This is a genomic window from Ferroacidibacillus organovorans (assembly GCF_001642725.1).
GTDB classification, from domain to species: domain Bacteria; phylum Bacillota; class Bacilli; order Alicyclobacillales; family SLC66; genus Ferroacidibacillus; species Ferroacidibacillus organovorans.
Genome location: NZ_LSUQ01000077.1, coordinates 1 through 9,744, shown reverse-complemented (window position 1 = coordinate 9,744; position 9,744 = coordinate 1). Strand labels below are relative to the sequence as shown.

Below are 9,744 nucleotides of genomic sequence, written 5' to 3'. Positions count from 1 at the left end.
TGCAATTCGCCCCGGCATGCGCGTACGCATGATGGCCACAGGTGCCGAACACGAAGTCGTCGAAGTCGGCACGTTTCGTCCGCGCATGACCAATGTGGACGTGCTTAGCGCCGGAGATGTCGGTTACTGTGCGGCGGCGATCAAAACGGTGCACGATACGCGCGTCGGCGACACCGTCACGACGGTGGAAGGTAGCGCCACATCCCCGCTTCCCGGTTATCGACGGATCAATCCGATGGTCTTTTGCGGAATGTACCCAGTGGAATCGTCCGATTATCCGTTGCTGCGCGACGCGCTTGAAAAAATGGAACTAAACGACGCTGCACTGCGCTATGAGCCAGAGACGTCCTCGGCCCTCGGGTTTGGCTTTCGCTGCGGTTTTCTTGGACTCCTTCACATGGAGATCATTCAGGAGCGCTTGGAGCGTGAATACGGGCTGACCCTAATCACGACGGCGCCGAGCGTCATCTATCACGTATACACCACAAAGGGTGAAACGATCGAAATCGACAATCCGAGCATGCTGCCTGAGGCAGGTAAAATTGAACGCGTTGAGGAGCCGTATGTGAAGGCGTCGATTATCGTGCCAAAGGATTTTGTGGGGAGCGTCATGGAACTCTGTCAGGAAAAGCGCGGTGTGTTTGTCGACATGCGCTACCTTGATGAGACGCGCGTTACAATCATCTATGAAGTGCCGCTCACGGAGATCGTATACGACTTTTTTGATCGTCTCAAATCAAGCACTAAAGGATACGCGTCGTTTGACTACGAACTGATTGGCTATCGCGAGTCGGATCTGGTGAAGCTCGACATTCTGCTAAACGGCGAAATTGTCGACGCACTCTCGTTCATTGTTCATCGAGAAAAGGCGTACTCGCGCGGCAAGATCTTGTGTGAAAAGTTAAAAGAGCTGATTCCGCGACAAATGTTTGAAGTGCCCATTCAGGCGGCGATTGGCAACAAGGTTATCGCGCGCGAATCGATCCGCGCGATGCGCAAAAATGTTCTCGCAAAGTGTTACGGTGGCGACATCACGCGCAAACGCAAACTACTGGAGAAACAAAAAGAGGGCAAGAAACGTATGAAGCAGGTCGGGAATGTCGAAGTCCCGCAGGAAGCATTCATGGCGGTGTTGCGCCTTGACTGAGGCGATCACAAGCCTGTACATTCATATTCCTTTTTGTGCGAGCAAGTGCTTTTACTGTGATTTCAACTCGTATGTCGCGAGTGAAGCGGTGCGCGCGCAGTACGTTGACGATCTGATTGGCGAACTGAAAAATCTCAAGCGCTGGTACTCCGCCGAGCGAAGTGTAGAACCGCTACAGACGATCTACGTCGGCGGCGGGACGCCAACCATGCTCAGCGCGCGTGAGTTCGAGCGGATTGCAGAGGCGATTCACGGGCAGTTTGCACTGGCGAGCGATCTTGAGTGGACGGTCGAAGCAAACCCGGGGACGACCGAGCCGGACATATTGCGTGCGATGAAGGAGATGGGCGTCAATCGCGTGTCGATTGGGACGCAGACGTTTAATGAGACGCTGCTCCTGTCGATCGGGCGACTGCACTCGCCGGAACAAACGCGCATCAGCGTGGAACGGGCATATGCGGCGGGAATAAAGCGTGTGAGCCTCGATTTGATGTTAGGGTTGCCGGATCAGACGCTTGTCGATGTGGAGGATGCGCTGTCCCAGGCGCTGGCGACAGGTGTCTCTCACGTCTCCGCGTATGGGCTCAAAGTCGAGGAGAACACTCCCTTTTTTTCTTGGGAGAAAAAGGGCTTCCTGCATCTTCCGGATGAAGAGCTTCAGGTGGCAATGTATGAACGCGTGCGTGAGCGCCTGATCGACGCCGGGTTTCTGCACTACGAGGTGAGCAACTACGCAAAGCCTGGTGAGGAATCTCGCCACAATCTGACGTATTGGCGCAATCGCCCTTATTTTGCGGCAGGTGCGGGCGCACACGGATACACTGGGGAGATGCGTTATGAGAACATGCGCTCGCTCAGCGCGTACCATCACGCGTGTCAAAGTGGCGCAAGGCCGATTGAACAGGAGTATCCGGTCTCTTTGCAAGAAGCGATGGAAAACGAGATGATGCTCGGGTTGCGCCTGACTGAAGGCGTTTCTGATCGCTCGTTCTTTGAGCGATTTCAGGCATCGATTGAACAGGTGTTCAAACCCGAGTGTGAACGCCTGCTAAAGTTAGGAGTTCTGACGCACCGCGATGGAGTTTGGCGCATTCCTGAGCAACATGTGGAAGTAGCCAATGAAATTTACGCTGAATTTGTCGGAATCCACACGTAAGGGGATCATTTACACGTATGAAGCAGTTGACAGCGGGAAGGCTGGTTTGATACATTTTGGGTGTTGTTAGCACTCAATGAGTGAGAGTGCTAACAAGCTGGATCGCATGCGTTGGAGGTGAAATTCCGATGTTGACAGAACGCCAAAAGTCCATTCTGCGAATGATTGTAGACGATTATGTGCGTTCTGCGGAACCTGTCGGTTCGCGCACGCTCTCAAAGCATGTGGAACTTGGGTACTCCGCGGCGACCATTCGAAATGAAATGGCGGATCTCGAAGCGCTCGGCTATCTTGAACAACCTCACACATCCGCCGGCCGTATCCCTTCTCAAGCGGGGTATCGCTACTATGTTGATCACCTTGTAAGTCAGGATGTTGCGCTTCGCGCAAAGGATATCGAGGAGATCAAGCAGCTTTTTGCAACGCGCGTCTCGGCATTTGAGCAGGCGGCGCAACAAGTGGCGCACGTGCTCAGTTCGCTCACGCAATACACGGGTGTGGTGCTCGGCGCAAAGGTGTATGACACGACGCTAAAGAGCCTGCAACTGGTACCGCTCTCGGGACAGTCGGCCGTCGTGCTCGTGATCAACTCGGCGGGACAAGTGCAAAATAAGACAGTGACTATCCCGGATGGCGTTCCGATGCACGATGTGATGCAACTGACGGAAATGATCAACCGTGCGCTTTGCGGCACGCCGATGTATCGAATTCGTTCGCGCGTGTATGAAGAACTGATGCGCGAAGTGGCTCGGCACATGGAGGATTACGAAGAGGCATCCCGTTTGCTCGACCAGATTCTGCAAGTGACAGAGGAACCGCAGGAGCCAAATGTCTTTTTAGGACAAGCGACGAACATGTTGTTGCAACCGGAATTCCAAAACATTCACAAAGCAAAGTCTGTCCTTTCTTGGCTTGAAAAACGTGATGAGGTGTTAGTGTCCCTCGCGACAAATGCGCTTCATGGCGACCTGCGCGTGCGTATTGGCGCGGAGAATGAAGTGGAGTCGCTGCAGGATTGTACACTTATCACGACGTCCCTGCACATTGGACAAATTCCCATTGGCGTCGTCGGTGTGGTAGGCCCGACGCGCATGGAGTATGGTCGCGTCATCGCGCTCTTGCGTACGCTCTCAAGCGGTTTGAGCGATGTGTACGGCCGCATTTATTCGGGTCATTCATCAGGATAGGCAGCGATTTTCGACATGGGTTCATGCGATTTGAAAGGAGTGAAGTTTGTGCAAGAACAAAAGGCGAATGAAGCGGAGCACGCCGACGATTTGCTGGATCGTGAACGCGAGAGCTCGGCGACGGAGGCGGATGTTGACTCTGCTTCAGATGGGACAGAAGCCGATGACGCAAAGTCGCTCACCGACTTTCTTCAGGCGTTTGAACGATTGAAAGCGGAGTATGACGAGTCACAGAATCGTTATCTTCGACTTCAGGCTGACTATGACAACTTTCGTCGGCGAACACGCCAAGAGCGCGAAGAGACGGCGGCGTATGCAAACAGTAAACTCATCGGGGAACTCCTTCCGGTACTTGATAATTTTACGCTTGCGATGCGGGTGATCGTGCCTGGTGAATCTGAAGGACTCGTCAAAGGTGTCACCATGGTGTACGAGCAATTGCAGCGCGTTCTCACGACGTCTGGCGTTGAAAAAATGGAGTGTCTCGGATCTCTCTTTGATCCTAATCTGCACGAGGCAGTGGTTTCTGAACCAACAGAAGGCGCAGCGTCTGGTACGATTCTTGAAGTACTGCGCGACGGGTATACGCTCTCTGGCAGAGTAATAAGGCCAGCGATGGTAAAAATCGCATCTTGATGATAGAAAGGGAGATTGCACATGGCTAAAGTTATCGGTATTGACCTTGGAACCACCAATTCCTGTGTGGCGGTTATGGAAGGCGGAGAAGCGGTTGTCATCCCAAACGCTGAAGGAAACCGCACGACGCCGTCTGTTGTTGGCTTTGCAAAGAATGGGGAGCGTTTGGTTGGCGATGTCGCGAAGCGGCAAGCGGTGACGAACCCGGATGGGACGGTCATTTCGATCAAACGTCACATGGGTACAGAACATAAGACGATGATCGATGGAAAAGGCTACACACCTCCCGAGATTTCGGCGATGATCCTTCAAAAATTGAAGGCGGACGCGGAAGCGTATCTTGGTGAAACTGTGACTCAGGCCGTGATTACCGTCCCTGCCTATTTTAATGACAGCCAACGGCAAGCAACGAAAGATGCGGGAAAGATTGCCGGCCTCGACGTTTTGCGCATTGTGAACGAGCCGACGGCGGCGGCGCTCGCCTATGGACTTGACAAGTCAAACGACCACACCATTCTCGTGTATGATCTTGGCGGCGGAACATTTGACGTGTCGATCCTCGAGCTCGGTGACGGCGTGTTTGAGGTGAAAGCCACGAGCGGAAACAATCGCCTCGGCGGTGACGACTTCGACGAGCGGATCATGAACTATCTGATCGAGACGTTTAAAAAAGAGCAGGGCATCGATCTCGGCAAAGATCGGATGGCGATGCAGCGCCTGAAAGACGCGGCAGAAAAAGCCAAGAAAGAGCTGTCTGGCGTCATGTCGACGGCGATCTCACTTCCCTTCATCTCGGCGGACGCATCCGGCCCGAAACATCTCGAAATCAATCTTACACGCGCTAAATTTGACGAGTTAACCGCCGACTTGGTTGAGGCGACGCTCGCTCCGACGCGTCAGGCGCTTCGCGATGCGAACCTTACGGTCGACAAGATTGAGAAGGTCATTCTGGTTGGTGGCTCGACGCGCATTCCGGCAGTTGTTGATGCGATTAAGAAACTGACGGGAAAAGATCCTTCAAAGGGTGTCAATCCGGACGAAGTTGTAGCGCTCGGCGCGGCGATTCAGGCGGGTGTTCTCACAGGAGATGTCACCGGGGTTGTTCTGCTCGACGTCACACCGCTGTCCTTAGGGATCGAGACGCTCGGCGGCGTGATGACTCGATTGATCGAGCGGAATACGACGATTCCGACATCGAAAAAGCAGGTGTTCTCAACGGCGGCTGACAATCAGACGACGGTTGACATTCACGTGCTTCAAGGGGAGCGCGAGTTTGCGCGCGACAATAAGACGCTCGGGCGTTTTCAATTGCATGACATTCCGCCTGCGCCGCGCGGCATCCCGCAGATTGAGGTTACGTTTGATCTCGACGCAAACGGTATTGTCAACGTGTCGGCAAAGGATCTGGGAACTGGAAAGATGCAGAACATCACGATCACTTCGTCCGGCGGTCTCGACAAGGATGAGGTAGAGCGCATGGTGAAAGAAGCGGAGCTAAACGCAGAGGCAGATCGCAAACGCCGCGAAGAGACAGAGCTTCGCAACCAAGCGGACAGTCTCGTATACCAGACGGACAAAACGATCAAAGATCTCGGCGACAAGGCGGATGCGGCCGAGAAAGAAAAAGCTGAAGAAGCAAAGAAGAAATTGCAGGACGCGCTTGCGGGGACGGATATCGAAGCGATTCGCACAGCGCATGATGAACTTAGCAGCGCAGTGCAGGCTTTGTCTGTGAAGCTCTACGAGCAGGCGGGGCAAGCGGCGCAGGCGGGCGATTCCGGGCCAGCGAGTGATCACGTCGTCGACGCTGATTATAATGTAGTGGACGAAGAGAAAAAATAACGGGACTGGGAGAGCGAGGGGCGCGATGGGCCTCTCGCTTTCATGAGAGGGGTGAAAAACGGAGTCGTGAGCAAACGGGACTATTATGAGGTGCTCGGGGTCAGTAAAAACGCTTCGCAGGATGAGATCAAAAAATCGTTTCGCGCGCTCGCCCGCAAGTTGCATCCTGATGTGAACAAGGACGATCCTGAGGCAGAAACAAAGTTTAAAGAAGCAAATGAAGCGTATGAAGTGCTTAGTGACACAGAAAAGCGCGCGCAGTATGACCGTTTTGGCCATCAGGAGCAAGGTGCTGGCGGCTTTGGCGGCGCCGGCGGTTTTGGTGGTTTTCAGGGCGGAGATTTTGGCGGCATCAACGATATCTTCGATATGTTTTTTGGCGGTGGCGGTGGTCGTCAGCGTGGACCGCAGCGGGGCGCCGATCTTGAGTATTCGATGACGATCGAGTTTAAGGATGCAGCGTTCGGTTTGAAAAAAGAAATCGAAATTCCGCGCACTGAAACGTGTGACGTCTGTCAAGGCACTGGGGCGAAACCGGGTACGAAAGTTGAGACGTGCGCTACATGTAAAGGCGCGGGTGTCCAAGAATTTGTTACAAATACGCCGCTGGGTAGAATGGTCAATCGTCGCGCCTGTCCGACCTGTCAAGGTACGGGGAAGCGGATTGTCACGCCGTGCACAGCGTGTCGCGGAGCGGGCACGGTGCGCCAACGCCGCAAAATTGAAGTGAACATTCCGGCAGGCGTTGACACAGGAACGCGCATGCGCATTTCAAATGCGGGTGAGGCAGGGGATCACGGCGCCCCTCCGGGCGATTTGTATATCGTGATTCGTGTGAAAACGCACGATTTCTTCCGACGAGAAGGAAATGATGTGCACTGTGAAGTCCCGATTACGTTTGTGCAGGCGGCGCTCGGCGACGAGATTACAGTGCCAACACTTTACGGTCGTGAGACGGTGCGCATTCCTGCGGGTACGCAGACGGGGAGCGTGTTTACGCTTCGTGGAAAAGGGATGCCGCGCCTTGGAAACGGTGTGGCCAAAGGGGATCAGCACGTGCGGGTGAACGTGCAGACACCGACGAAGCTCTCGGATCGTCAACGAGAACTTTTGCGCGATCTCGGACGCGAACTTGGCGAGGAGACGCATGAACAGTCGAAAAACCTTTTTGAGCGGATGAAAAGCGCGTTGCGCGGGATCTGATTCCCGCAATCTAAAGCGAGAAAAGAATGGCATAAAAAATCACAGGCGTCGCGATGAACTGCGGCGTCTGTGATTTTTTTGTGCTGTCTCACACGGTGGCGCGGTGTGTTTCACGCCCAGGGAACGGCTCTGTCTGGCCCTGCGCGCGATCAATGATGGCGCCGCCAAGACACTGCGCTCCCTGATAAAAGACGACCGATTGCCCCGGTGTGATCGCCCGCTGTGGCGTGTCAAATTGCACATGCCAAGCGTCTGTGTCGATGCGCGTCAGCGTGCACGGGACGTCCGGTTGACGATAGCGGATTTTTGCGGTGAGACGCAGCGTACTGTCAGGCGGGTCTCCCGCAATCCAGTGCATATCGGACGCATAAAGAACGCTTTTATAGAGGTGCGGGTGTCCGAATCCTTGAACGACATAGAGAATGTTTTGATTGAGATCTTTGTCGGCGACAAACCAAGGTTCTCCAGTGCCTGAACCGCCGATGCCAAGGCCGTGACGCTGACCAATGGTGTAATACATGAGCCCGTCGTGCCGTCCCATGATACGCCCATCTAGCGTGCGCATCTCCCCGGGCTGCGCCGGCAAATAATTCTTTAGGAAGGATTTGAAGTTGCGCTCGCCAATGAAGCAGATGCCCGTGCTGTCTTTTTTTGTCGCCGTCGCGAGCCCTGCTTCGTGTGCCAATGCGCGTACCTCGCGCTTGGTGAGATGGCCGATCGGAAAAAGGGTCTGCGCCAACGCTTTCTGGTTTACAGCATATAAAAAATACGTTTGGTCCTTTTGCTCATCCGCTCCGCGCGTCAGCAACGTGTGTCCACCTTCATGGATGATCTGCGCGTAGTGACCCGTCGCGAGCGCGTCGGCGCCAAGCGTGATCGCCTGATCGAGAAGCTCTTTGAATTTGATCTCGCGATTGCACAGAATATCAGGGTTGGGCGTTCTCCCTTTTGCAAACTCATCGAGAAAGTGTTGGAAGACGCGGTCGTGATACTCTTGCTCAAAATTGACGGTGTAGTAAGGAATGCCGATGTGTTCGCACACTTGGCGCACATCATCAAAGTCATCTTCAGCCGTGCAGTGACCGTTTTCGTCAACCTCGTCCCAGTTCTTCATGAAAATGCCGACAACGTCATAGCCTTGCTGTTTGAGGAGCCACGCTGAAACGGAAGAGTCGACGCCGCCTGACATGCCGACCACGACGCGCGCTCCTTTTTTTAATGCGGGTACACTCACGGACATCCTCATCACCCATCTAAGATTTGTGTGCGTGCGATGAATCTCCCGCACGCCTATCTCGAAATAACGGCGCAGCCGAATATTTTTCCCGTACACGGTGGCGCGAAAGCGCCATGTTACCGTCTATCTCTCTATTGTACCCAGTTCGTCAACGCATGGCACATCAGGTGTCGACGTGTCGGTCGGACGACATGACTGTGTCTCGTATGGTACACTAAAAGGTATGGATCTAAAGGAGTGCGGCGTGTGGATTTATATCGAATCACGATTGAAACGACGTCTGAGGCGGTCGAAGCGGTCTGTGTCGTGACGGACTTGCCGGAGATCGTCGGGCAAGATATTGAAGATTCAGCAGATCTGGAAGCGCGCAGTGCACAGGCGCGCGCGAGTGAGTGGATTGATGAGGCGTTTTTAAATCGTACGGGCGCCAAGGTCAATCTCTATGTCGATCAGGCGCGTTTTTCAGATGAAGAAGTGAAGCGCCTGGTGCGCGTCATTGAGCAAAAGTTGGATGGGATTCGTGCGATCGGGCTTGACGTTGGCAGTCTTTTGGTGTCGGTGGAAGCAATCCCGGAAGCCGCTTATTTGCTCGCGTATAAAGAGCACTTTCACACACTGCGCGTGAGCCCGCGTGTCATCATCGCGCCTTCATGGGAGATGGATCGGCTTTCACAGGTGGGAACGATCGGCGCTAACGACGTGGTGCTAGAGATTGACCCGGGGATGGCGTTTGGCACTGGGACGCATGAAACGACGCAACTCATGCTCACGGTGATGGAAGGGCACGCGGTGCGCGACGCGCGCGTCCTTGATCTCGGGACAGGCACCGGGGTGCTTGCGCTCGCTGCGGCAAAGTTTGGCGCGCACTCGGTGACAGCAGTGGATGTCGATGAGAATGCGCTTGCCGTCGCCCGCGACAACGCGGTGAAAAACGGTGTGGCCGATCGGATTCAGATGGTTGTGTCCGATCTCGCGCGCGATCTGCCGTCAGGGCAAACGTACGACTTTGTCTACGCCAATCTGCTTTTAGACTTGTTGCTGCGCCTGCTGCCAGACATCAAGCGCGTGTTGGCGCCAAACGGAACGCTCAGCGTATCTGGCATTGTCCATCATCAAGTGGAGGCCGTCGCGCAGGCGGCGCGTGAACAGCATCTTGAGATCATAGAGATTCACGAGAATGCGGATTGGCGCGCACTCGTCTTTACCTTTACGGAAGAAAGCGGCGGGTGACTGGCATGCAACGCTATTTTTTAGAGGCGGATGCGCGCATCGCGGCGGATCGGTTTCGCGTCGCTGGAGAGGATGCGCACCACGTGCTGCGCGTGCTGCGCATGAG

At 54.5% G+C, this 9,744-nt stretch carries 8 protein-coding genes; 7 read left to right on the top strand and 1 reads right to left on the bottom strand.

Annotated elements, in window-relative coordinates; genetic code table 11:
• From lepA to dnaJ, 6 genes are all read left to right on the top strand, one after another.
• Positions 1-1,147 (top strand): translation elongation factor 4 (lepA, locus tag AYW79_RS14180; protein ID WP_067567205.1); only part of this gene is annotated, 1,147 nt, incomplete at its 5' end.
• A complete protein-coding gene (hemW, locus tag AYW79_RS14175) occupies positions 1,140-2,303 on the top strand; it encodes a radical SAM family heme chaperone HemW (protein ID WP_067953414.1) in 1,164 nt (387 codons plus the stop codon). The genes lepA and hemW, both read left to right, overlap by 8 nt.
• 128 nt (positions 2,304-2,431) lie before the next feature.
• On the top strand, positions 2,432-3,490 hold the full coding sequence (hrcA, locus tag AYW79_RS14170) for a heat-inducible transcriptional repressor HrcA (protein ID WP_067567201.1): 1,059 nt from the start codon (positions 2,432-2,434) through the stop codon (positions 3,488-3,490).
• 48 nt (positions 3,491-3,538) lie between these two features.
• Positions 3,539-4,126, top strand: coding sequence for a nucleotide exchange factor GrpE (grpE, locus tag AYW79_RS14165; RefSeq protein ID WP_067953412.1), 588 nt, complete (start codon positions 3,539-3,541; stop codon positions 4,124-4,126).
• A gap of 21 nt (positions 4,127-4,147) precedes the next feature.
• Positions 4,148-5,968 carry a molecular chaperone DnaK gene (gene dnaK, locus AYW79_RS14160; protein ID WP_067567197.1) on the top strand — a complete coding sequence of 607 codons (1,821 nt, stop codon included), beginning with the start codon at positions 4,148-4,150 and terminating at the stop codon, positions 5,966-5,968.
• Positions 5,969-6,034: 66 nt separating this feature from the next.
• Positions 6,035-7,171, top strand: coding sequence for a molecular chaperone DnaJ (gene dnaJ, locus AYW79_RS14155; protein WP_179122974.1), 1,137 nt, complete (start codon positions 6,035-6,037; stop codon positions 7,169-7,171).
• 88 nt (positions 7,172-7,259) lie between these two features.
• Here dnaJ and mnmA read toward each other — a convergent pair whose 3' ends face one another.
• Positions 7,260-8,405: a tRNA 2-thiouridine(34) synthase MnmA gene (gene mnmA / locus AYW79_RS14150; RefSeq protein WP_269449285.1), complete on the bottom strand. Its 1,146-nt coding sequence runs from the start codon at positions 8,403-8,405 to the stop codon at positions 7,260-7,262.
• 249 nt (positions 8,406-8,654) lie between these two features.
• Here mnmA and AYW79_RS14145 point away from each other — a divergent pair, with 249 nt between their 5' ends.
• Positions 8,655-9,638: a 50S ribosomal protein L11 methyltransferase gene (locus AYW79_RS14145; RefSeq protein ID WP_067567191.1), complete on the top strand. Its 984-nt coding sequence runs from the start codon at positions 8,655-8,657 to the stop codon at positions 9,636-9,638.
• The last annotated feature ends 106 nt before the right edge of the window (positions 9,639-9,744 follow it).

What these genes read in the sequence shown, in the direction of transcription:
- hrcA (WP_067567201.1), top strand. Translation starts at nt 2,432, where the DNA reads ATGTTGACAGAACGCCAAAAGTCCATTCTGCGAATGATTGTAGACGAT.
- dnaK (WP_067567197.1), top strand. Translation starts at nt 4,148, where the DNA reads ATGGCTAAAGTTATCGGTATTGACCTTGGAACCACCAATTCCTGTGTG.